The 23,515-nt window shown below is 41.1% G+C and carries 24 protein-coding genes and 1 tRNA gene; 8 read left to right on the forward strand and 17 right to left on the reverse strand.

Annotation, left to right across the window (positions count from 1 at the left end; all coding sequences use genetic code 11):
- Window positions 1-6: 6 nt before the first annotated feature.
- The 8 genes from ACFQ21_RS08695 to ACFQ21_RS08730 all read right to left on the reverse strand — a co-directional run bounded on the left by ACFQ21_RS08695 (window position 7) and on the right by ACFQ21_RS08730 (window position 5,164).
- The gene (locus tag ACFQ21_RS08695; protein ID WP_377577726.1) at window positions 7-231 is read right to left on the reverse strand and encodes a hypothetical protein; all 225 of its coding nucleotides are present in this window, start codon (window positions 229-231) and stop codon (window positions 7-9) included.
- Window positions 231-1,034: an energy transducer TonB gene (locus tag ACFQ21_RS08700; RefSeq protein ID WP_377577729.1), complete on the reverse strand. Its 804-nt coding sequence runs from the start codon at window positions 1,032-1,034 to the stop codon at window positions 231-233. Before ACFQ21_RS08700 ends, ACFQ21_RS08695 begins: the two co-directional genes overlap by 1 nt.
- A complete protein-coding gene (locus ACFQ21_RS08705; RefSeq protein ID WP_377577732.1) occupies window positions 1,031-1,549 on the reverse strand; it encodes an ExbD/TolR family protein in 519 nt (172 codons plus the stop codon). The genes ACFQ21_RS08700 and ACFQ21_RS08705 overlap by 4 nt, the downstream gene beginning before the upstream one ends.
- 18 nt (window positions 1,550-1,567) lie before the next feature.
- Window positions 1,568-2,167: an ExbD/TolR family protein gene (locus tag ACFQ21_RS08710; protein ID WP_377577735.1), complete on the reverse strand. Its 600-nt coding sequence runs from the start codon at window positions 2,165-2,167 to the stop codon at window positions 1,568-1,570.
- Between the two features lie 27 nt (window positions 2,168-2,194).
- Window positions 2,195-3,022 (reverse strand): MotA/TolQ/ExbB proton channel family protein, encoded by an 828-nt coding sequence (locus ACFQ21_RS08715; protein WP_377577738.1) that lies wholly within the window; start codon window positions 3,020-3,022, stop codon window positions 2,195-2,197.
- A 106-nt stretch (window positions 3,023-3,128) separates the two neighbouring features.
- Window positions 3,129-3,770, reverse strand: a complete 642-nt coding sequence (locus ACFQ21_RS08720; RefSeq protein WP_377577740.1) for a DedA family protein — start codon at window positions 3,768-3,770, stop codon at window positions 3,129-3,131.
- Window positions 3,771-3,876: 106 nt separating this feature from the next.
- Window positions 3,877-4,227 carry a hypothetical protein gene (locus tag ACFQ21_RS08725; protein ID WP_377577742.1) on the reverse strand — a complete coding sequence of 117 codons (351 nt, stop codon included), beginning with the start codon at window positions 4,225-4,227 and terminating at the stop codon, window positions 3,877-3,879.
- A gap of 115 nt (window positions 4,228-4,342) precedes the next feature.
- Complete coding sequence (locus ACFQ21_RS08730; RefSeq protein WP_377577744.1) at window positions 4,343-5,164, reverse strand: outer membrane beta-barrel protein; 822 nt, start codon at window positions 5,162-5,164, stop codon at window positions 4,343-4,345.
- 40 nt (window positions 5,165-5,204) lie between these two features.
- Between ACFQ21_RS08730 and prfB the strand changes: the two genes are divergently transcribed.
- From prfB to ACFQ21_RS08755, 5 genes are all read left to right on the forward strand, one after another.
- A protein-coding gene (gene prfB, locus ACFQ21_RS08735) for a peptide chain release factor 2 (RefSeq protein WP_377577747.1) occupies window positions 5,205-6,303 on the forward strand; the annotation gives its coding sequence in 2 pieces (ribosomal slippage) (window positions 5,205-5,264 and window positions 5,266-6,303; 1,098 coding nt in all).
- 57 nt (window positions 6,304-6,360) lie between these two features.
- Window positions 6,361-7,530: an MFS transporter gene (locus tag ACFQ21_RS08740; RefSeq protein WP_377577750.1), complete on the forward strand. Its 1,170-nt coding sequence runs from the start codon at window positions 6,361-6,363 to the stop codon at window positions 7,528-7,530.
- 50 nt (window positions 7,531-7,580) lie between these two features.
- Entirely contained in the window at window positions 7,581-8,549 is a 969-nt protein-coding gene (locus ACFQ21_RS08745) for a polysaccharide deacetylase family protein (protein ID WP_377577753.1), read from the forward strand.
- 10 nt (window positions 8,550-8,559) lie between these two features.
- Window positions 8,560-9,597: a formylglycine-generating enzyme family protein gene (locus ACFQ21_RS08750; RefSeq protein WP_377577756.1), complete on the forward strand. Its 1,038-nt coding sequence runs from the start codon at window positions 8,560-8,562 to the stop codon at window positions 9,595-9,597.
- A 42-nt stretch (window positions 9,598-9,639) separates the two neighbouring features.
- Window positions 9,640-9,713 (forward strand) — tRNA-Pro (locus ACFQ21_RS08755).
- A gap of 533 nt (window positions 9,714-10,246) precedes the next feature.
- On the opposite strand, the gene ACFQ21_RS08760 is transcribed toward ACFQ21_RS08755, so the two are convergent.
- From ACFQ21_RS08760 to ACFQ21_RS08790, 7 genes are all read right to left on the reverse strand, one after another.
- Complete coding sequence (locus ACFQ21_RS08760; RefSeq protein WP_377577759.1) at window positions 10,247-11,044, reverse strand: SDR family NAD(P)-dependent oxidoreductase; 798 nt, start codon at window positions 11,042-11,044, stop codon at window positions 10,247-10,249.
- A gap of 72 nt (window positions 11,045-11,116) precedes the next feature.
- Window positions 11,117-11,674, reverse strand: coding sequence for a TetR/AcrR family transcriptional regulator (locus tag ACFQ21_RS08765; protein WP_377577762.1), 558 nt, complete (start codon window positions 11,672-11,674; stop codon window positions 11,117-11,119).
- Between the two features lie 198 nt (window positions 11,675-11,872).
- Window positions 11,873-14,926 carry an efflux RND transporter permease subunit gene (locus tag ACFQ21_RS08770; protein WP_377577765.1) on the reverse strand — a complete coding sequence of 1,018 codons (3,054 nt, stop codon included), beginning with the start codon at window positions 14,924-14,926 and terminating at the stop codon, window positions 11,873-11,875.
- Window positions 14,927-14,935: 9 nt separating this feature from the next.
- Complete coding sequence (locus ACFQ21_RS08775) at window positions 14,936-15,997, reverse strand: efflux RND transporter periplasmic adaptor subunit (protein WP_377577768.1); 1,062 nt, start codon at window positions 15,995-15,997, stop codon at window positions 14,936-14,938.
- A gap of 17 nt (window positions 15,998-16,014) precedes the next feature.
- Complete coding sequence (locus ACFQ21_RS08780; RefSeq protein ID WP_377577770.1) at window positions 16,015-17,385, reverse strand: TolC family protein; 1,371 nt, start codon at window positions 17,383-17,385, stop codon at window positions 16,015-16,017.
- Between the two features lie 42 nt (window positions 17,386-17,427).
- The gene (locus ACFQ21_RS08785) at window positions 17,428-18,033 is read right to left on the reverse strand and encodes a TetR/AcrR family transcriptional regulator (protein ID WP_377577773.1); all 606 of its coding nucleotides are present in this window, start codon (window positions 18,031-18,033) and stop codon (window positions 17,428-17,430) included.
- A gap of 90 nt (window positions 18,034-18,123) precedes the next feature.
- Window positions 18,124-18,486: a winged helix-turn-helix transcriptional regulator gene (locus ACFQ21_RS08790; RefSeq protein WP_377577776.1), complete on the reverse strand. Its 363-nt coding sequence runs from the start codon at window positions 18,484-18,486 to the stop codon at window positions 18,124-18,126.
- 82 nt (window positions 18,487-18,568) lie between these two features.
- Between ACFQ21_RS08790 and ACFQ21_RS08795 the strand changes: the two genes are divergently transcribed.
- Entirely contained in the window at window positions 18,569-19,336 is a 768-nt protein-coding gene (locus ACFQ21_RS08795) for an NADPH-dependent F420 reductase (protein ID WP_377577779.1), read from the forward strand.
- A gap of 173 nt (window positions 19,337-19,509) precedes the next feature.
- On the opposite strand, the gene ACFQ21_RS08800 is transcribed toward ACFQ21_RS08795, so the two are convergent.
- Window positions 19,510-19,932 (reverse strand): VOC family protein, encoded by a 423-nt coding sequence (locus tag ACFQ21_RS08800; protein WP_377577783.1) that lies wholly within the window; start codon window positions 19,930-19,932, stop codon window positions 19,510-19,512.
- 24 nt (window positions 19,933-19,956) lie between these two features.
- The gene (locus ACFQ21_RS08805; protein WP_377577786.1) at window positions 19,957-20,700 is read right to left on the reverse strand and encodes a DUF6597 domain-containing transcriptional factor; all 744 of its coding nucleotides are present in this window, start codon (window positions 20,698-20,700) and stop codon (window positions 19,957-19,959) included.
- A 181-nt stretch (window positions 20,701-20,881) separates the two neighbouring features.
- On the opposite strand from ACFQ21_RS08805, the gene ACFQ21_RS08810 reads away from it, so the two are divergent.
- A complete protein-coding gene (locus ACFQ21_RS08810; protein ID WP_377577788.1) occupies window positions 20,882-22,636 on the forward strand; it encodes a hypothetical protein in 1,755 nt (584 codons plus the stop codon).
- Window positions 22,637-22,702: 66 nt separating this feature from the next.
- On the forward strand, window positions 22,703-23,461 hold the full coding sequence (locus ACFQ21_RS08815) for a sterol desaturase family protein (RefSeq protein ID WP_377577791.1): 759 nt from the start codon (window positions 22,703-22,705) through the stop codon (window positions 23,459-23,461).
- Window positions 23,462-23,515: the final 54 nt, after the last annotated feature.

A 23,515-nucleotide genomic window follows, 5' to 3' on the forward strand; every position in this document is an offset into this window, starting at 1 on the left:
TCATATCTACTTCTGAAAATATCGCTGGTATACTTTAAATGCTCTGAATAAACCATACGCAATAAGAAGAATTCCTAAAGGCAAAGCATAAGCTCCATTAATATTAATCATATCAGGGCGAGTAATCAGGGCAGCGCCTATACCTATATAGGCCGCTGCCATAATTAGTCCAAAGTATTTGATGACCATGTCCATACCAGTCATCTTATACTCGTCAGTTTCTGTTTCCATTAGCTTGCCAGCTTAAACTTGATAGGCAATACGAAGCGCGACTTTACAGCTCTGCCGTTTTGCTTACCAGGCTTCCAGGGTGGCATCAGGTTTACAACGCGGATCGCTTCTTTATCGCACTCTGCGCTGATACCTTTTACTACCTGAGGATCGCTGATCTTTCCTTCTTTATCTACCACGAAGCTCACGAATACCGAACCTTCGATACCCATTCTTCGGGCCGCTGCAGGATACTTCACGTTCTTCTGAAGGAATTTAGCCATTGACTCAAGACCACCCGGGTACTCAGCCTGCTGCTCAACAACCATGAAGATTTTATCTTCATCTTCCGTTGTTTCCTGAACAACTTCCTGTACAGGTTCATCGAATACTACTTCACCGGTACCTTCGATGTTCTCAGAGCCTACATCGTTTTGTTTTACCTCTTCGATGGTTGGCATTTCTTCTTCTTCTACAACTTCTTTATCCGTTACCTGCGGAGGAAGATACTTGATAATCGTCTTTACCGGAGGTGGTATATTTACCTGTGGAGGCGGAGGTGTGTTCTGAATTGGTGGAGGTGGTGCCAGGTCTGTATATTTTACAGTCTTCAACACCGGTGCCTCTGCTTCTTGCTGACCTTTTATCCATTCAACAATTTTAGGATAAGCCAGCACAAGCGCTGCCACCAGCACGGTTATGATAGCAGCAAGAACTACGTGCTTTGAGTAAGACCTGCGGTTTTCGTACGCTCCATACTCTTTGTTGCGATATTCGAAGACTATGTCTTCCCAACGCTGCGGTTTTAACTGTTCTGCTTTCATAAATTAGATTCTTTTATGAGTTCTTTATCCGTTGGTGTAATGGGCACCAGGGCGTATCGTTGCATGTTGGTAATATTCATCTCATCGAGTATATCTACCATGTTCTTGTAACGCGATTCTTCAGAAGGTTTAATCAGAAGAATCATGCCCGGGATCTGCGAGTTCTGTGTCATCAACACTTTACGGATTCCGTTTGCTGAAAAATCAGTCACCTCGATCTTAGGATCGGTGATACCGTGATACCAGTATATCTTATCGTTCTTTCCTAATACAAGCGTAACTACTTTCTTTTCGTTCACTTCCGGAAGTTTGTCCTCCGGTTTAGGTTTCTCAGGCATGGTGATCTCCATGGTCTGAGGCTTATTGAAAGTCGTGGTGAGCATGAAGAAGGTCAACAATAAGAAGGCTAAGTCCACCATAGGCGTCATATCAATCTTTGTTGACGCTTTCTTGGCTCTTACTTTACCACCTTTTTTATGACCACCACCGCCACCGCCTTGACTTACTTCTGCCATTTCTTGTAGGGTTTAATGTTATGAAGGATTTCTTTCCATGTTTGTGATCAGGTTGAAGCGATTGACTTTATTATCAATCAGCGTGTTGATCACTTTTTCAACTACCGGATAGTTTGTATCCGAATCACCTTTAATCGCGATGCGAAGTTTTGGATTAGCCATACGCGAGAAGATGATCCAGTCTTTCAATTGATTGTTCAATGAATCTACCGGCACACCAGGTTGGTTAACCTTCTTGCGTTCATCCGGAGCCAGATTAATAAACTCTTTCAACTGTCCGATCGGTAATCCGAACGTTGACATTACCGCGAAACGTGCTACCTCTTCATCAGAGAACTGAACGTTGTAGCGCTCGCCCATACTCTTCAACAATTCCTGGCGGTTGTATTTACCGTCCATGTTAAAGAACACCTTTCCATCATCCGCTACAGTGATCAGGAGAATATCTGTTTCCGGCATTTTGATTTCCGAAACAGACGAAGGCATGTCCACCGCCACAGGTTCATCAGGCGCAGCCGTTGCTGTCAACATAAAGAATGTTACCAGCAGGAAGCCCAAATCCACCATAGGCGTCATATCCAATGAAGGAGATGTCCTATGTACTTTTGCTTTTCCCATACGTCACTTATTCGTTTAGTTTAATTCCTAGTGCTTTTGCGTAGCAGTGAAGTTCTGCACGATGCTGTAACCAGCCTCATCGATACCATAAGTCAATGCATCGATTTTGCTTGTAAACAGGTTATAGAAAATGATCGCTACCGCAGATGTACCGATACCAAGAGCTGTATTGATAAGCGCTTCAGAGATACCGTTAGCAAGACCTACTGAGTCAGGAGCACCAGCTTGTGCCATTGAAGCGAAGGCTGTGATCATACCCAATACAGTTCCCAAAAGACCAATCAGTGTTGCGATAGAAGCGATGGTTGCAAGAATAACCAGGTTCTTTTCTAACATTGGTAACTCAAGCTGAGTTGTTTCTTCGATATCTTTCTGGATCAAAGCGATTTTCTTTTCAGACTCGATCGCGTTGTTGTTAACAAGTTCGTTGTATTTCAAAAGACCTGCTTTAACCACGTTAGCAACAGATCCTTTTTGCTTGTCGCACTCAGCAATAGCCTGAGAGATGTTACCACCAGCTACTAATAAGCGGATGCGTTGTACGAAAGCCTTTACACTACCTTTACCTTTTGCACGGCTGATTGTGAAAGCACGCTCGATAGCAAAAGTAAAAACCATCAGCAACAGACCGATCGCCAGAGGTACCAGATAACCTCCTTTATAGAATATACCTAAGAAGTTTCCTTCCAGCGGGTGAGATGCCGGATCGCCACCTTCGAAGTTTGCTGGGTTACCCAGTACAAATTTCCAGATAAGAAATCCTATAAAAAGTTCGATCAGGATCACAGATGCCGCAAATCCAGACTTCAGGCTCTCAGCTAAAGAAGAAGAAGAAGAAGTTTGTGTAGTTTTCATAGTGAATGTTAATTGTTAATGGTTTTTAGTTTAGGAAATTTTGCGTGTTATAATAATTTAAATAGTGTGCAATAGTCACAGAAATACAATAATTATTTTTCAGTTTTTAGTTTGTTCCATTTTTTCCAACACTTCGGTTTCGGCTCCATGAAATTATAAGCGGGATCGCTGTAAGTAAAACCATTCCCGCGACAATTATTTCAAGATGTTCGGTAATAGAAGGGAACATATTCCCCAACAAATGACCGGATATCACCATGACAACAATCCAGATTGCTGCCCCTACAACATTGAAAAAGAAAAATTTTCCAAATTCTATTCTCACCATGCCCGCTAATATAGGCACGAAGGTACGGACGATGGGTAAAAATCTTCCCAAGATAAAAGCCATCATTCCATAGCGCTTGTAAAAGTCTTGCGCCATGTCCATGTATCGCTTCTTGTAAAAGAAATTTTCTTTTCGCCTCTTCAGATATTTTTCAGCCCAGCGCCCAAACGCATATCCCACACATGTACCTGCCACGGCACATATCACGAGGAGAAGAATCAGTAACCATACATTAATAGACAAGTATTCCGTATCACTTAAAATACCAGCTATAAATAATAATGAATCACCAGGAAGAAAGAAACCAAAGAACAAACCTGTTTCGGCAAAAATAATAAAGAGAAGCAGAGCCAATCCACCCCACTTGATTATCTCTTCCGGATTAAACAGATCTATAAATAAAAAAGCCGTTGAAATCATATCTACTTAGCTAATACTTGTTAGCCAAAGAGTTTTAAATATATAAGTTTTCAATTTGGAAATTGATGTTTTTTACAAAAGCGCAACAATAGAATGGCCATCGGGGTTACGGAACATTATCGGAGGCTATTATATAGAATGTATTTCGCTCAAATGAATTAACCGAAAGAGCATCACACATCGCTATAGATGTACTCGCTTTATCTCTGGATACCGGTGGGAATATATTTGATAGTATGGTGGGCAAATGCGGAACAACTTTACTAAGTGACTCGGATGACCAACCTGAACGAATAACGACTTCATGAAATGAAAATCTGTTCTTCAACGGAGAGTCATGTGTGTCTTGTGCGTCAGCAGTAAGTGTATTATGAGAGTAAACGAAAATAAATACAAGCATCAGTCCTTCCAGGAAAAGACCAACGATCGGCTTCATTTTCTCCATTTCACTCTTCATACTGCCGGCAAATCTAAACGAAAATTTTCCAGAAATCGGTCGTTGACACTATTAAATATCACAAAGTGACTTTCAAAACGACAATTTTCTTCGTTCTGTATGGACTTTCCGAAGTTTATTTAACAATCGAGTAACATAAGCCTAACGATAGTAAGGTCATTTTTGCCTTTTCTGTTCCATCGTCATCCAGATCATAAATAGGTGTTAACGACTTATTAGCTGAAACATCAATGCCTAACCCCGGCATAATATAGTAGGTGGCATTGAGTGTAATACCGGCCAATAACTGGTTATATTTTTCTTTGCTTGTACTGCGTTGCTCATAAAACACATTATCAGAAGCACTATATCGCGATTCATACTCGGATGCATATACAAGGGTCGACAACGTTGTGCCTGCTCGCACCATAAGTTTGTCCTGTAATAAAGAAATGCCAGCCATCAATGGAATCTGGACATATACCAGGTCCGTCTTTCCAAGATTATCTAATTTTCCCTGCGAAACGGTAAAGCGAGGATCTACAGTTGGTCCATAAATAGAACCAATGGGTACACCGGTCTTGATTGGATAAGTACTTGAATAAAAACCGAGGTTTCCATTGGCAAAATCATCAAGTCCAACCACAGCGCCATCGCGCTTGAAGCGAGTGTAGTTAACACCAAGCCCGGTACTGACAAAAAACTTTCTCCATATAGTATAGTCTATACTACCTGCAAGGTCAGCACCGATCTTCTCATCATAGCGCTCGTTAAAAGTTGCTACAGTAATGGCGTTACCATACCCCAGAGGCGATGGGATAACGGAGACCATAGTAAAGGTGTTGGTAACATCATTGATAAATGGACGATTGGCTCCGGCTTTGAGAACGATTCGTTTTACCTGGGCATTGACCGCAAGAGATGTCAAAATAAAAAACAACAGTAAAGTATTCCTCATAAATGGGATATATTTGCCACCTAATTTAAACAAAATCTGGATGACAACTGAACAGTTGAAAGATTTGAAGGCTCGTGTTAGCGCCTTGAGGAGGTATCTTTGACTACGATCGTAAGAGCCTTGAAGTACGCGATGAAGAACTCATAACCCAGCAAGCCGATTTCTGGAACAACCCCAAGCAAGCTGAAGTCATTTTAAAGAATATCCGTGCAAAAAAAATATGGACGGATGCCTTCGAACATGTCTCCAAATTAATGGACGACCTCGAAGTACTGAATGAATTTCATGAAGCCGGTGATGTAGGCGAAGATGAACTCGAACTTGAATACCGGAAAGCTTCCAAAGCAGTTGAAGAACTGGAGTTCAAGAAAATGCTCAGCAAAGAAGAAGATCAGCTAAGTGCCGTTGTCGAAATTAACCCCGGTGCCGGTGGTACTGAAAGTCAGGACTGGGCGGATATGCTGAACCGTATGTATATCATGTGGGGCGAGAAGAGTGATTACAAAGTATCGCAGATCGATTACCAGAGTGGTGATGTGGCCGGAATAAAATCGGCTACACTCGAGATCGATGGTCCTTTTGCCTATGGTAAACTGAAATCAGAAATAGGTGTACATCGCCTGGTGCGCATCTCTCCGTTTGATTCCAACCAACGCAGACATACATCTTTTGCATCAGTGTTTGTTTACCCGAAAGTAGACGACTCTATACAGATTGATGTAAACCCTGCTGATGTCGAAATACAAACATCGCGATCGGGTGGTGCCGGTGGACAGAACGTTAACAAGGTTGAAACCAAAGTACAGTTAACACACAAGCCAACCGGTATAGTAATCGTATGCCAGGTAGAACGTTCACAACATGCCAACCGCGAGCGCGCCATGCAAATGCTGAAGTCAAAACTATATCAGCTGGAAATGGAGAAGCGTCATGCTGAACGTGACAAGATCGAAGCCGGTAAGATGAAAATAGATTTCGGTTCGCAGATACGAAACTATGTATTGCATCCTTACAAACTCGTGAAAGACGCACGCACAAGTGTAGAGCGTCACGATGCACAAAGCGTTCTCGATGGCGACCTTGACGATTTTATAAAAGCATTTTTGCTGGGTGCCCAGGAGCAACCACAACAAGCTTAAAAATTTCTGCATCAACATGCCTGCACAGTGTATATGTGCAGGCTCTTTTATACCTCCTTGACAAACACTAAAATTTACAACACGCAATTCTGGCTCTTATGCACAAGCTCGCTCTTGTTCTTTGCAAGCTTCAACATGATCATTCCGGAATTACCAGCGTATCTTACTAAACTGGGTGGTGCAGAATATAAAGGGCTCATCATCGCGTTGTTTACATTAACCGCGATGATATCACGTCCATTCAGTGGAAGGTTAGCCGATAAGGTAGGGCGTGTTCCCGTAATGATGTTTGGCTCCGGAGTATGTTTTCTTTGCAGCCTGGTATATCCTATACTTACTTCCGTGGCAGGCTTTCTGCTGCTGCGACTGATACATGGTTTCTCAACAGGTTTTACTCCTACAGGACAAACGGCATACTTATCAGACATTATTCCTGCGCATCGAAGAGGAGAAGCCATGGGACTACTTGGCACTGCCGGTACATTAGGCATGGCAAGCGGCCCGGCTATCGGTGGAACATTGGCCAACGCTTTCGGACTCGATGTTATGTTTTACTGTTCTTCAACATTTGGTATACTTTCCATTCTTATACTCGCAGGCATTCGTGAGACATTACAGGAGAAGCATACCTTTCACGTTTCAATTCTGAAAGTTGAGACAAGCGATCTATTCGAACCACGTGTAATTGCTCCATGCGTTGTAATGGTACTGAGTGCGTATGCTTACGGTGCCATGTTTACCATAATACCCGACCTCGGTGAATTTATGGGTATAAAAAACAAAGGTTTACTCTTTACATATCTCACGGTAGCATCTTTTCTCGTGCGGCTCATTGGCGGTAAAGCGTCTGACCTTTGGGGACGCAAGCCCGTACTTCGTTTGTCCACTAGCCTTATCGTTGTGTCTATGCTGATTATCGCGTTTGCAGAATCCAAACTGATGCTCATCGCAGGTGTAACTATATATGGCTTTGCACAAGGCGCCACCTCTCCTACCCTGTTAGCCTGGGCAACCGACCTAAGTCATGCACATCACAAAGGTCGCGGCATAGCATCACTATATATATTTATGGAATTAGGGATTGGTGTAGGGGCGTTTATGTCAGGACTGATCTATGGTAATGATTCCGCCAATTTTGCCATTACGTTCAGCGTCTGCAGTTTTCTGGCTGCATGTGCATTCCTGTTTTTGACATTCTTTAAATCATCGGTTAAAGCAACGTCATAGAAAATGATGATCGGTGGCTTTTATGGCCGATTCATTTTCTATTTTTAAAGATGATTTTGAAAAGGTACTTCCTCTCGCTTCTATTCATTCTATTTTATAAGGCAAGCTTCGCACAGCTGAAACAAGTTGCCATTACACTGGACGATGCACCATTCACTACCTGGAGCGACCGAACACCGCTAAAGACCCTTGAAGAAGCAAACACAAAAATACTTCGCGCCATCGACCGGTATACTGTTCCGGTGTGCATCTTTATCAATGAGAATACATTGATAAAAGAAGGCGAAACGGATGCACGTATCCGGACATTGAAACAGTGGTTATCCAATCCGCTGATAACACCGGGCAATCACTCCTATAGTCATCCAAACTATGTCAACATGAACGCATCTGCCTTTCAGGATGAAATCATCAAAGGCGAAGTGATTACCAAAAAATTACTCCAGGGTACCGGACAATCTCTGCTGTATTTCCGGTTCCCGTTCAATGCACTTGGCAGCGATAGTATAACAAAAGCTGCCATGCAGAATTTTCTGAAAGAAAAGAACTATATCAGCACTCCGTTCACGATCGAAAGCTCCGATTACCTTTTCAATACACTTTATCAACAGGCACTGGACAAGAACGATAAAACAAGAGCAAAAGCTATCGCTGATTCCTATATCAACTATACTATAGCTGTATTCGATTACTTTGAAACAATATCGCAAGAACAATATAAACGCCAGGTGCCTCAGATTTTTCTAGGACATATAAATGCGCTTCATGCCGATTGCATTACCACGCTTATCGAACAGCTTCAAAAGAAAGGGTATACATTTATAGACCTGACAACGGCATTGAAAGACAACGTCTACAAGCAACACGATTATTATGCTGGTCCGTATGGATTTTCATGGTTCTACCGATGGGAATATGATCCACAGAAAAGAAAAAAACTATTACAATCACAACCCGAGCCACCTGACGAAATTTATCAGCAATATCTCAAAGCCATCCGTACGGCACCGACTAAGTAAATATATAGTGATGAAAGTATACATAGCTTTATTTGCTACGTTGCTGCTCTCAGCCTGCGTAAAGAAAAACTCCGAGAACCTGGCGGCTACGAATACATCCGATGAAAAGCCAGCAGGCATGGTATGGATACCGGGCGGAGAATTCAGTATGGGCACCGATGAACCTGATACCTACGAACATGAACGTCCTGCACACAATGTTCGTGTAAAAGGTTTCTGGATGGACGAGACTGAAGTTACCAATGAACAATTCCGCGTGTTTACAGAAGCTACAAACTATATAACCGTAGCCGAACGAAAACCGGAATGGAAAGACCTGCAGAAACAGCTCCCGCCCTATACACCCAAGCCACCGGATAGTTTACTGGTACCGGGAGCACTGGTGTTTGATGCTCCCAGCGGCACGGTTATGTTAAACGATTTAAGCCTCTGGTGGAAATGGACAAAGGGTGCCGACTGGAAACATCCTGATGGACCGCAGAGCAACCTCGATGGCAAGTGGCAACATCCCGTTGTACATATAGCTTACGAAGACGCAGCAGCCTATGCAACCTGGGCAGGCAAACGATTACCAACAGAAGCCGAATGGGAATTCGCATCACGCGGAGGCAAACAACAAACAAGATATAGCTGGGGAAACGAAGTTACCCCGGGAGGAAAATTGATGGCCAATACATTCCAGGGAAGTTTTCCCTCGAGTAATTTAAAAGAAGATGGCTTCGAAGGTTCAGCTCCCGTTAAAAGCTACCCTCCGAATGAATACGGACTATACGATATGATCGGGAATGTTTGGGAGTGGACAAGCGACTGGTATGATCCAAACTACTATACCACACTGTCACAAAATGCAGTAACGCTTAATCCCCAAGGCCCTGCAAAGTCGTTCGATCCCAACGAACCCTATGCACAGAAGCGTGTTACGAAAGGTGGATCATTTTTATGCGCTAACAATTACTGTCTCAATTACCGCCCGAGCGCGCGACAAGGCACCGCATTTGACAGTGGCCAGTCGCACATCGGTTTCCGCTGCGTCAAAGACCATGAATAGCTATATATATTTTTAAAACCGATTTATTAAATTTGATTTACTCGGGGCGTAGCGCAGCCCGGTAGCGCGCCACGTTCGGGACGTGGAGGTCGTAGGTTCGAATCCTGTCGCCCCGACATTTCAAAAATCATTTGTCGGCAAAAAAACATAAATCGTATCACATAAATGGGTTGCAGTTCTTAAATCAATTCACACCATCTTATTCAATAGACTTGTACGCTATTTTCCTATACTATATTTAGGGCACAGAATGTTATGTAATTATCTGGGTATTGAAATCTTCTATATCATTGAGTCCATCTGTACCTTGATTCAAAACTATAGCGTGCTTACTACCCCCACACCCAAACAAGTATAGTATTGCTTCCTCCCTCCAGCTCTTTCTATCCTATAAAAATAAAGATACCCGTGTATACCCCAAATATTCAAGTCATCGTTTCTTCTATTCAATTGCAGTATATATGCTTAGTGAAGTATAGGCCTTATTATCCATTCGAGGCTTAATTAGCAGATAAAATCTTAAATGGCGATGTCTACATAATGATGTAATTCCATTAGAGCCAGCTTTAGTATCGTTATTCATAACGCCATTAAGACATTTATCTTTACAATAATTAGTAATACTATCAGAAGTATATTTTTCATGTTTTCACTTAGCCGTTTTCACACTTTTAAGTATTGAACCTTCAAAAGCATTGTATGCATAATTCTGAAGAAACAGAATCATTCCTGCCATCTTTCCAACTGGATAATTAAATTTAGGAGCTTTTGCACCCATCAGTTTTATTATAGCATTGACTACGACTTCAGGTTGTTCTGCATTTTCTATACTTTTTTTAATGTAAGCGTTGGCTTGTTCTCTGAATGAATCGTAGGCAGCAATTTTAATATCGGAAGTCACTGCACTGTTGCCTAAATTTGTTTTGAACCACATCGGCTCCACCATACTAACCTTGACGTTAAACTGATTTAATTCAAAGCGTAGAGATTTAAAATATCCTTCGAGCGCGTGCTTGGAAGCAGAATATATAGACTTACTTGGGAGTCCTATTAAACCCATAATAGAACTAATGGTGATAATTTGCCCGCTATTTTGTTTTCTGAAATATGGCAACAGAGCGTTGGTTAAATTGACGGTACCCCAAAAATTAGTTTCAAATTGTTTCTTGCCCAGTTCTAATGATGTCTCCTCGGCAATGCCCACAAGCATATACCCGGCATTGTTTATCAATACGTCTAGCCGGTTGGTTGTTTCAAAAAGTATTTTCCTGAATTCGTTGACAGAAGTCTCATCGGCAATATCCAATGCTAACATTTTAAATGGTGTCTGTGTTTTTTCCGGATTACGACTTGTACCAATTACATGGTAGCCACTTTCATGAAGTTTTGTAGCTAATAATAAACCAAAGCCAGACGATGCGCCCGTAATCAAAATTGTTTTTTTCATTTCTAAGTTGATTTAATTTTTAAGTTGAGTAAACATCGGTTAGTATTTACTTATGTTTATCCAGATATACATTTAGTTCAAAGAATCTATAAGACTTTCAATAGCATCATCCAGCATCTGGAATTGGGAGCTGACATCTATGCCTTTGTGAAGTAAATTGAGCGATGCAAGCCCTTGTACAATCGCAATTAACATATAACACTTGCGTTTCAGAAAGCCATCGGTGCAATTCTCTTTTCCATACGCCATTGTAGTTGCCTGATTTATCGAGTTGATGAATCGCTGCATCTCCGGGTACATCGGCTCTAATTCATTCAGTTTCATTTCAGTCTCCTGCATGAGAAGGTATAATTTCTTCTCATGGTTCACAAAATCCCAATAGGTTCTGAGCACTGCCCTCAGCCGATTCCTAGGGTCATTTATACTCTTACAATCTCTATCTATACTCGAATTAAGTTGTTGATATCCCAATCTGGCCAGATCAATCATAAGTGCGTCTTTATTTTTGAAATACAGATATACTGCCGTTGGAGAAAATTCTATATTGCCAGCCAGCCTTCTCAGACTTAATGAATGATGACCTTCATCTCTGACAATACTCAGTGCTGCATATAGTATCTCCTTATGCATACTCAATCTGTTTCTTGCTTTTCTTTCTTTACTTCCCATTGCTTGTTCTTGAGAAGAACATTATCACTTATATACCTTTACATACTAAATCCAATTCATTGTTTAGTGGCTAATGGAGTTACCGTTTCATAGCCAATGCCTGGCGATACTCCTGTGGGCAAGACATATAATTTCATTTGTTTTATCCTTGGTGATGGTTTATTCTTCTGATCCAATTCTCGGTGGAATCAATTTGTACATCACCGGTGTTACAATTCGTGAGAGTATAGTTGAACTAATCAAACCGCCTATCAGAACCATTGCTAAAGGTGCAATTTGCGGATTGGGATTCATGGCAATAGGAATCAGTCCACATATAGCAGTAAGAGATGTTAACACGACAGGCAGGAATCTTGTTTCACCCGATTTCTTTATGGCATCATCTATAGAATGTCCTTCTTCTCTTAACTGATTCGTAAAGTCAACAAGCAAAAGAGAATTTTTCACTTGTATACCAGAGAGCCCGATAAAACCAATGATGGTAACAAGTGACATCGGAAAACCTGTGATCAACAACATGATCACGCCTCCAATTATTCCAAGTGGTATAACTGACAGTACAATGATAATTCCCTTGAATGTTTTGAACTGAAGTAACAACACTGCAATAAATAAGAATGCACTAAAGAGAATCACAGTCAAAAAATTACCGCCCAATGTGTCGCCTTCTGATTCTGCTTCACCTGAAAGTTTATAGTAATATCCGGCTGGCATTTTAAGCTTATCGAGCTGTGGTACAACTTTTTTAAGTATATCATTAGCCAATATATTCTTATCTGTCATCGCAGTAACCTTGGCAAAGCGAGACTTATTAAAGTGATTGATTGCAGTAGGCGATGTTTCGAATGTTATATCGGCAAGCTGGTTGAGTGGAACGGGAGTTCCCTGCAGATTATTTACATATAGGTTCTTGAATGCATCCAGATTTGGAAACTTCTCGAAAGATGTAGTGATCATTACATTCCTGGCATCACCTTTTTCATCTATATAGTCTCCAACGGGTAAGCCGGCTACAGCCAGACGCACCGTCTTATCAATTTCCGCTGTTAAGACTCCTAACGTTCTGGCTTTTTCTTTATTTATCTTTAGTTTAACATCTGTTTTGTAAGTATTCAGTTCATTGTTGATATATACTGTACCTTCTTGTTTACGTAATATATCTTCTGCCTGGAAAGCCAATTTGCGTAACTCTTGTGGATCGTCTCCAAATATTCTAACTACGATGTTAGCCTCGATGGGCGATCCTTGTTCAAAATCTTTTACTTCAATCTTTGCATAGGGAAAGTCGTTGAACTTGCTTCTGAGCTTTTCAATCAGCGCTACCTTATCGGTTGGCTTTGCTTCTTCTTCCAACTGCACAAAGATTTGAGCAAAGTCTGCTTTCTCTTCTTGCTGGCGTACGTTGTAATAAATCTGCGGATTACCTTTACCGATGTTGGCTGTAAAATATACTATCTCCGGATGTTGCTTCAGTTCACTTTCAACCAGCTTTGTTACTCTATCCGTTTCCGGAATGTTGGCCTGCAGAGGCATTTTAATAGTGATCAGAAACATTGGTTTTTCAGATGCAGGAAATAACTTAAAGCCCGCTTGGGGAATGAGCATAAAAGCTCCGGCACTCAATATGATCGAAAGTGCTATCGTAATCTTAGGCCAGTTCAATGCCGCGGGCATTACCCTGGCGTAAGATATATTCAGTAATTTTTGTAGATATACCAGGAACACGTTACCATGCTCATTTGAGTGAGTTTTCAAAAGACGACTACCTAGAAAAGGTACAAGGGATAATGCTACAATCATCGATGCCAATACGCTAGTGATAATAGCCATTGGAAGACTTTTTATAAACTCTCCAGCAATGTCTGGAAGAAAAGCAAGTGGAAGAAAAGCGATAATCAAAGTAGCCGTACAACCAATCACAGCAATACCTATTTGCTTAGTCCCTTTTAAAACAGCATCACGTTTAGAAGCACCTTCCCTTAGCCAGCGCTCTATGTTCTCCACCACCACAATACTATCGTCTACTAAAAGTCCCAGCGCTACAACCAACCCGACTATACTTAATTGGTTCAAAGAGAAACCGGCAGCGTTTAAAACGATAAGTCCTAATCCTAAAGAGAGTGGAATAGAAATCATCACAATCAAAGATGCCCTTGAGCCCAATGGCAGTAATGTAAAAAGCACGAGCACTATGGCGATTATAAAGTCAACACCTAAATGCCCCAATCGCTGCGAGACCATATCGGCCTGGTCAAACGGTTTTACTAACGCGATGTTAGCGGGTAATGTACTTTTAAACTCATCTATTACCGGCAGGTATTTTTTCTGAACGGCTGTAATATTAACATTTTCCTTCATTCCGGCGTTTACCAACACACATCGGTTGCCGTTCAGTCTGATAATATGTTTTTCGATTTCGTTTTTGTAACCCACTTCTGCTATATCTTTCAGGTATATAATTTTTCCGTTACCATTGAATATTACAGTGTTGGCTACATCATCGGCATCTTGAAATTTGCCACTTGTTTTTACATTGAAAGTCTTGGTTCCAAGATTGATACTTCCTCCCGGTATATCTGCAGCTTCACTTTGTAAACTGCCTGTCACTACATTCAATGGAATGCCTAATTGCGCGAGCTTGTCAACCTTTACGTCAACACGGATTTGCTGCTCCGGCATACCAGAATATTTTACATTCTTAAGATCTGTGATCTTTTCAAGCTGAGTCTTGAGCCTGTCTGCCTGGCTACGCAGCTCCTTTGCAGAAACGGTGTTGGAAACCAACGCAATCTGAAAAACATTTACATCGGTAGGGCTTATCTTTTCTGTCTTTATCAGGTATATATCGTCTGGCAGTCCGCTGTTTTTTAACGCATTGATTTCGGTGGCCAACTCCTGGTATTTGTTATCAATGTCGACACCATATTTGAATTTGACTTGAATCGCTGCTACACCATCTTCAATAGTGGTCAGTAGTTTCTCTATATTTTCAAGCTGGTATATTTTGTTTTCAATAGGCTTAACCACCTGCTCTTCCATGTCCTTCGGACTGGTGCCCGGATAGATGACTGTGATCAGGTACTGAGGCGGATGTATAGTTGGATCTTCGGATCGCGGCATGGTAGACAATGTTGCAAATGCAACAGCTGCCACCATGAGAAACATCACGAGCGTAAACTGATAATTTCTGACTGAAAAATTAGTAATCTTCATATAGCTAGCTTATCGAATGATTTGGACTGTAGAGTTTTCGTTCAGGTAGGTACTGTTAGCTACCACTACTTCGTTAATATTTTCCAATCCCTGGCTTATATAGGCTTTTTGATTATCGAACCGAGAGATGATCACAGGTATCTTTTTAACCCGGTTATTGCCTGATGTAGTAAATACAAAAGCTTTGTTGCCATCGGCTTCTATCAAAGCATCGTAGGGTACTACAGGGAGAGAGCGTGCATTCAAGGCTATAATTTGCACTCTGCCAAACATACCGGTGGCAGGTCTTACGTCTCCCAGCTTCATCTTAAGTTCGATCTGAAATGATCCGCTGTTGCGGTCTGATGCCAATGATTTTCTAAATACATGCGCATCAAAACTTTTGTCGGGATAGCCATCAAGTTTAACAACGGCTTGTTGCCCTATAGATATAGCAGCCCATTCTTCATCCGTTACACCTACTTTAAGTACATAATTACTGTTGCCCTTCGTTTCATTGATGGCGAGCACTGGAGTGCCTGGTCCGACAATCTCTCCTTCGTTTGCCATTTTCTTTGTAACAAAGCCATCGGAAGCTGCATAAACCTGAGCGTATTGTTTATTGAAGGCAACAGCTTCGGCAGCTTTCTGTGCTACGTCAAGACCTGTTTTGGTATTCTGCAATTGCTCGAGCGTATATACACTGTCTTTAAACAGATGAAGAGCGCGGTCATAATCTCGCTGCGCCTTTTCAACATTAAGACGAGCCTGCTCATATCCGGCAGTTATCTCTGTTGTATTAAGCAACGCCAACACTTGCCCCTTGCCGAAAAACTGTCCCTCGTCAACAAGAATCCGGCTAATGACTCCGCCTATTTTGAATGAATATATAGCTTCGTTTTCTGTGGTGAGTAAACCTGTAGCAATAATGTCATCGGATAACTTCAAAGACGATACAGGCATTACTTTCACCCGAATGGTTTCCGTGTCTTTACTCGTTTGAGTAGTGCTCTCTTGTTCTTTCTTATGTCCGCAAGAAGTAAATAGCAATCCAATGCAGATGCATAAACTGAAAGTGAATATTAATTTCATACTATTTTGATTAAGTGTTATTGTATATTAAAACTGGCGCTGGCTCTTTCAATGGCGGCATAACTTATGCATGTATTATACAAGGCTATATTTGAATCAAGTCGGGCATTGATAAGTTGATTTTGTGCGTCCAGTAATTCTATGTAAATGGCCAACCCCTCTTTGTATAATTTTAACTCATCGTTATAATAAGTCTCTGCAGTTTTTAACTGCGATTGCGCGGCATTGTACTGGGCTAATGCGCTTTGAAAATCATTTTTACGAACATATAGCTCGGTCTTAAGTTGATCTTCTATATAGTCTGTTTGTTCAACGAGGCTATGTTGCTCTGCCCGGGCTTGCTTTATCTTGTAAGTGTTCACACCTGCTGAGAATATATTCCAGCTTAAGGACACACCGAACAGGTAATACCTGGTTTTGTCATTGTACTTCCAGTCAAATGCCTGTGAACCGAGATCTAAAAATGTATTTACATTCGGGACTATATATGCCTTTGACAACCCTGTTATATTTTCATCAATTTCCTTGGCAATGCCTAGCTTTAAAAGCTCTTCTCTCTTACCTACTTCATCATTGGTCTCGCTATCCATTTGTGGCAAGACATTTATCTCATCTAAAACTATACTGTCAGTCAATGGCCGGTTGACAAGAAAATTAAAATAAGCTCGGGCTGATTTGCGATTCTCCAAGGCTGCCGTTAGTGCTGCATTTATTCTGAAGACCTCGTTTTCACTTCGAATCACTGCGGTTCGGTTTGCCTTTTCATTTTTCAGAAGTATAGTATTGATTCGCTTGCCTTCTTCTACTAACTGCAATGATGATTGATATATAGTTACTGCATTTACAGCCTTGGCGTATTGATAATAAGCAGTCTTTACATCCTTTATAAGTTCACGTTTATACAAGGCTATTTCTGCCCGTTGCAACTCGACTTGTTGTTGCTTAATTCTTTTATTATAAATCAGTTCAGCATTAAACAAAGGCATGCTTGTCCTGAACTTCGCATCATAGAAATTATCAGGATTGAGAAGTATACTTTGGTTTTCTAACTGAGGGAAGCTATTTGTTCCTGTAAGCTGGTTCAGTGTTGAATAAGTCTGATTAAGTAAATCTCCTGTTGGAAAATCTATCGTTCTACCACCGTCCGCTTTCGTATAGGTTGTAGAGAAGGTTACGCTCGGTAGAAACATTCCCTTTGCCTCCTTGAGCGCAAACAAGCTTTTCTCAAGTTGAAAGTTTTGCTGTTTGATTCCCTGGTTAGCTTGCAGTGCCTGATTGATATATAGGTTAAGATGTTCTTGTGCACTCGCGGTATTTGCTACAAGAACAAATGCAGCAAATGCGAACCTATTAAAGAATGTTGATTTTCGTTCAATAAAACTGATCATTGTATTTTTTTTAAACAGTGTTCAAATAATAAGCAAAAAAATTTATGCTCTTTCGAGCATCATTGTAAAGCACTCATATCCATTTTTTATCAAGTCATCGGTAGTGTGGTCCTTGAAATTTTGAGTACGGTCCTTACAGAACAAAGCGCAAATTCCATGTATTGAAGAAAGAATCATAAAGGTAAGGTAGTCAGTTTTCATATCCTTAAAGTGCCCTTTTTCCTGACAAGCTTTTATTGTAGCTGCCAAGTGATTTATTGCGTCCGTGGCAACGTTTAACCCGCCTTTTTTGTAGTCATCAGCTTCGTCAACCAGAAACATAAGATTGTAATAATCCTTGTTTTCCGTTGCAAACTGAATGAAAGTTTTCCCAACAGCTTTAAGTCGTTCAAAAGGATCTGCCACATTATCCAGCACTTTGCATTTCGCTAATAATAAACGAAACCCCTCCTCGTGAAGCTTATTGAATATCTCTCCTTTGTCTTTAAAATAAAAATATAGCGTTCCAGGACTATAATTTATCTCTTCCGCTATATTCCGCATACTGGTACGCTCATAGCCGTTTTTCAGGAATACCCTCCGAGCTCCATCCAGGATGCGTTTAGACATCTCTTCTTTTTCCTTATTCTTTCTTTCTGCTATTGTCATTATGCTTAAAGTCTGACACAAAACTATTGAACACCGTTCAATAAAACAACAAGTTTGTAAAAATTTTAATGACAGGATTTGGGCACGGGCTTACGATGCCGGTGAATCTCCACGAAAAATCTTTCTTCGATGATTCGTTCCCCAATCCTTCAATGCGTATATAATAGGCGTCAATGTTTCAGCATAAGGATCTAATCTGTACAGGATTTTAACAGGATAATCATCTACTATAATCCGCCTTATCAGTTCGTGTTGTTCAAGTTGTTTAAGTTCATTCGCCAACACCTTGGGGGTTATACCGGGAATACTTTCCTGTATATCGGTAAAGCGCTCATTACCTACGCCTACGGAAATAATAATAGACAACTTCCATTTACCATTTATTACATCTAGCGCATCACGCACCGGCTTGATAGTATCCAGGCAGGCACAGTAAGTTTTTTTTGAAGCCATAGATCGATCTTACTTTCCTTTGGGAAAGGACTATACAAAGGAAAGTGACAATTCTTAATTTTGCACCATAAACTTTAAATAAATGAAAATCGGAATAATAGGCACCGGTGCTATAGGAGGTACCATAGCTAAAAAACTAGCCGCAGCGGGTCATCAGGTAAAGGTTAATAATGCCGGTCAATTCCGTGAATTATCAATTAAAGCAAAAGAGTTGGGCGCTGTACCAGCCACTATTACCGAAGTTATAGAGGTCGTTGATATTGTTATACTGTCTATACCCACAGCTGCGGTGACTCAGTTGCCTGTAAATCTGTTTAAAAACATTTCGGACGATGTTGTCATCGTTGACACTACAAATTATTATCCGTTTCGTGATGGTGTGATCGAAGAACTACAAAATGGTAAAGTAGAAAGTATATGGGTCTCTGAGCAGTTAGGACGACCAGTCATTAAAGCATTTAATAATCTCCTGGCGCATACTCTTCAACATGGAGCAAAAACAGCCGGAGAACAAGGACGAATAGCGATGGCTATATCTGGCGATGATAAGACCGCCAAAGAAAAACTGGCTAGCTTAGTTCATGATTTAGGCTTTGACGCGGTCGATGCTGGAACTCTGTCGGAATCATGGAAGCATCAACCGGGTACTCCCGCATATTGCACGGAGCTAAGCGCACCGAGCCTTAAGCAAGCTCTTGCCTATGCTGTTAAGGAAAATTCTGCTCAGTCAAGAGACTTTGCTATCCAAAAATTTATGGACAGTACATCTCCTTTATCTCATACCGATACAGTTGCATTAAATCGCTCGTTGTTTAGCGATCTAAATTTGTTCTCTATTTCTCAGAAATAAATATCCATTTTTTCTCAGCAATCAAGGGTATAATCTGAATATTAAATTAAGATCTAAATAAAACCGGTTCGAAATTTTGCCACTCCGGTCAACCTGAGTGGACGATGATATCTTTTACCGCGTCCACTTTTTATGCTCTAACTATTGTTCTTCAACAAGACTTTATATATTAATCATCCGGCCTTCTCAGCAAATCCAAGTATATAGCCATTGAGATCTTTTACATAAAACTCTTGCATACCATACCAGGTGGTTTTCAATTCGGTGACTTGAAGGTTTTTATTTTTCAGTGTCGTGTAAAAATCTTTTAGGGCTTCTATGTCCATGTAGAATGAAACGGTTGCCCCAATGGATAGATCCTTTGAAAAAATAACATCGTTCTTAAAAGTATCGGTGCGTTGAAACATAAATTCAACGTTGTCTTTCTGCATCATGGCATAAACATATTCTTTGTTCTCTGCAAAAGTTTCATCAACACCATCCTGAGATTCAGGAACTGCCATCATTAGTTTAAATCCAAAGTGTTCAGTATAAAAGGCAACGGTGTTCCGGATGTTGCTCACTTCAAAGTTGGGAGAAAGTTTACTTATCTTCATTTGATGAAATATTATGACGCAAGATTACTTTCCGTCCAGCTTCGATAATTGTAAAAATCGGTCGTTCTTATTTTTGTTCAATTCTTTTGGTGTTACTCCGGTATATTTCTTAATCTCTTTGATCAAATGTGCCTGGTCAAAGAAATCTGATTGAGGACTTAAGTTTCCATTTGAAATTTTCTCATACGCAGCATGGCAGCGAACAATTTTCAGAAACTCTTTTAGCGTAATACCGAACTGTGAATTAAAGTATCTGTTGATTTGTCTGCTGCTCCAAAAAATTTGAGTAGAAAGCTCAGCGACAGTTTTTGTTTTCTGCTGATAAACGTTTTCAAAAAGTTTAAATTTTCTGTTGTCTATTTCACGGAGATGTTTTATGGAAGCCTCTAATCTATTGGACGTGTCTGCAACAAATTTCTCAAATTCATCACATGTATATGTATCCAGATTCCAAAATGTGAAAGGCAAATCTACCGTGGTGTTTACAATGGATTTAATTTCCTTTTTGAAGACATACTCAATTGCTAAAAGCTTGAATCGCACAGCAAAGAACTTTGTGTTTTTAGGAATTACGATATCCTTGGGCTTCGTCCAGACGCCCGTTAACTTTACAAGGGACAGCACATCGTTTTCAAACTCTGCAATTAAGTCAAAGTACCCATCTGGCAAAATCGTGTGCTGAACTTCGGCATCCGTAGTTTGGTAATACCAAAAGCTCTGCACAAAGTTGCTCAAAAATCCGGTTGGCTTAATCTGTCTATAGCTCATTTACAGTATTCGTTCTGAAAATATGAAATACAAATATTGCGAAACAGAATGTAAAATATATAGCAGGCGAAATCAGTTGAGACAACGGAATAACTATTTCCTATATATACTGTTATAACCAGTCCAATCATGGCTCAAACTTTATTTGATTATGCACATGATTTGACCTATTTTAGGTTTGATGTCTGCAAAAGAGATTGAAATTTCCATTGCTATTTTTCCGCTTGAGAACCTGACGATGAATCAGGATGCCGATATCTTTTGCCGTTCGTTTTATGTAGATCTCATTACGGAATTCTCCCGCTTCCGGCAGTTCAAAATATTTCCTGCAGACAGTGCCAAACATAAAGATGTCCATACTACATATTCCATCCGGGGTTCATACCGGTTTCTTCAAAATACACTACGGGTAAATTCACAGCTTATCAACAATGAGCGTTCGCAGCTTGCCTGGGCCGAGCAATACGAGTTCGATAAAGATGCACTTGTTGCTGTCGAAGAAAAATTACTGAAGCGGATTGTCGAGACAATGCAGGATCATCTGAACAGTGACTTGCTTGCCTACATGTCCAAAAAGCCAGTGGTTTCCATTTCTGCTTATGAGTATTGGTTGCAAGGCATGGAAGAGTTACGCAAGGGCACCGTTGAAGCCGATGAGCGCGCACGTGATCAGTTTCAAAGAGCGATGGAGACTGACCCGCTTAATTCGCTCGCATATTCCGGAATGTCGCTTACCTATTTTAACGAATGGAGTTGTCAACTATGGGAACGGTGGGATGTGAGTCAGCAGGGTGCGTTCGACTGGGCGAAGAAAGCGATAGACCTTGATCCGCATAACCATGTGGCCGCTATGATTCTCGGCCGGGTATATTTATATGAAGCCGAATACGACATCGCTGAACATTACCTGAGAAAGGCGCTGCAGTTAAATCCTACCGACACTGAAAATCTTGTACAGATTGCTTCATGTTTTGTCTTCCTGGGATATATAGTGGAAGCTGAAGCACTCTATCAAAAAGTACTTCAGTATAATACCCAACGCGCAGAGCAATTTTATTATATAGGGGCGTTCATCGCATTTGAACAGGGAAATTTTGAAACATGTATAAAACTCAGTAACAGTACACAACTAGCCTGGGTTGACTCGCATTGTATACTGGCTGCTGCTTACTTCGAGATGGGCGATCAGGCAGGAATGGAAAAAAGCTGGCATCGCTACCTGTATGAATTCAAAACAAAAATTCTGAAGGATGAACGATTTCCCGGCAATCGCGAAGCTATACAATGGGTGATCAACGTGAGTCCATACCGCGGCCATACCCATCAAAGAAGATTCTGGGAACACATGGCCGGAAAGGAAACAGCAGTTGCACCCAGAAATTTTTTACGCACAACGCAGCCCCTACTCAATTTCTTTTTCCGTGAAGATGATGGATGGCGGATCTCCTATGAAAATCATTCCTTCCGGATCTCCGATGCAAAAGGGATTAATGATATAGCCCGTTTACTGTCAATGCCCGGTGAGCTAATTCATTGCAGTGAACTGATGGGAAGTATGGTGAAGATGCGCGGTGAGCAAGTCATCGATGAGAAGGCAAAGAAAAGTTATAAGGCCCGACTACTCAGCTTGCAGGAAGATCTGTCGCTCGCAGAAGCACATAACAACTACCAGCTGTCGGCCGTGTTGCAAAAGGAATACGATGACATTCTTGACATGCTCAGTAATTCTATGGGACTCAACGGACGCACACGAAAAAGCGATGATCCTATAGAGAAGGTCCGGTCCGCAGTAACGTGGCGTATACGAAACTCAATAAAGAAAATTGCGACCATTCATCCTTCCCTGGGCAAACACTTGTCCAATTCAATCAAGACAGGAATTTTTTGTTCGTATCGCCCTGAGAAAAATGTATTGTGGCACCTGGAAAAAGAATGATTCTTACGATGTAAGGTGAAAACTCACGCCTTGGGTTTTAAAGTTATCAATCAAAATCGACCCTTTATGCCAACTCCTTTAGATCTTATTCTCGACCCGATATCGCTTATTGTGATGTCCATCTATGCCGCATTAATGTTATACGAAGGTTTCTTTCCGGGACGCGAGCTTCCACGCATCAGGTATTGGAAAGTAAAAGGCATCCTGGCCTTTGTCTGCTATTTCTTTCTGTCATCGTACCTGCCATACTATATTAATCCTTTGCTCGAGCCATATCGTCTGCTGGATCTTTCGTGGATGGGTATAGTAGGCGGTGGTATTTTTGCAGTTCTGCTCTATGAGTTTGGTGTTTTCTTATGGCACTACTTCATGCATCGCAGTGATGTACTCTGGAAATTCTTTCACCAGATCCACCACAGTGCCGAACGTGTAGATGCATACGGAGCTTTTTATTTTAGTCCACTTGATATGATTGGCTGGACCGTTCTCGGAAGCATTTGCTTTAGTCTTGTTGCCGGGCTTACACCACAGGCGATCACTGTTATGATCCTGGCTACAAACTTCCTGAGTATATTTCAGCATTCAAACATACGCACGCCCCAATGGCTTGGCTATATTGTACAGCGTCCGGAAAGTCATTCATTACATCATGCCACCGGTGTTCATAAATACAACTATTCTGATTTGCCTGTATTTGATATTATTTTTGGAACATTCCGCAATCCAAAAGATTTCTCAGTACATACAGGTTTCTATGATGGCGCGTCATCCCGAGTATGGGACATGCTGCGCGGTGTAGATGTAGCAACTGAAGAAAGAAAATAGCGTTTGCATCAATCAACATTCAGTATAAACAAGCAAGTCCAGGCAATATACCTG

This window comes from Ohtaekwangia kribbensis, from assembly GCF_042676245.1.
In the GTDB taxonomy this organism is placed as follows: Bacteria; Bacteroidota; Bacteroidia; order Cytophagales; family Cyclobacteriaceae; genus Ohtaekwangia; species Ohtaekwangia kribbensis.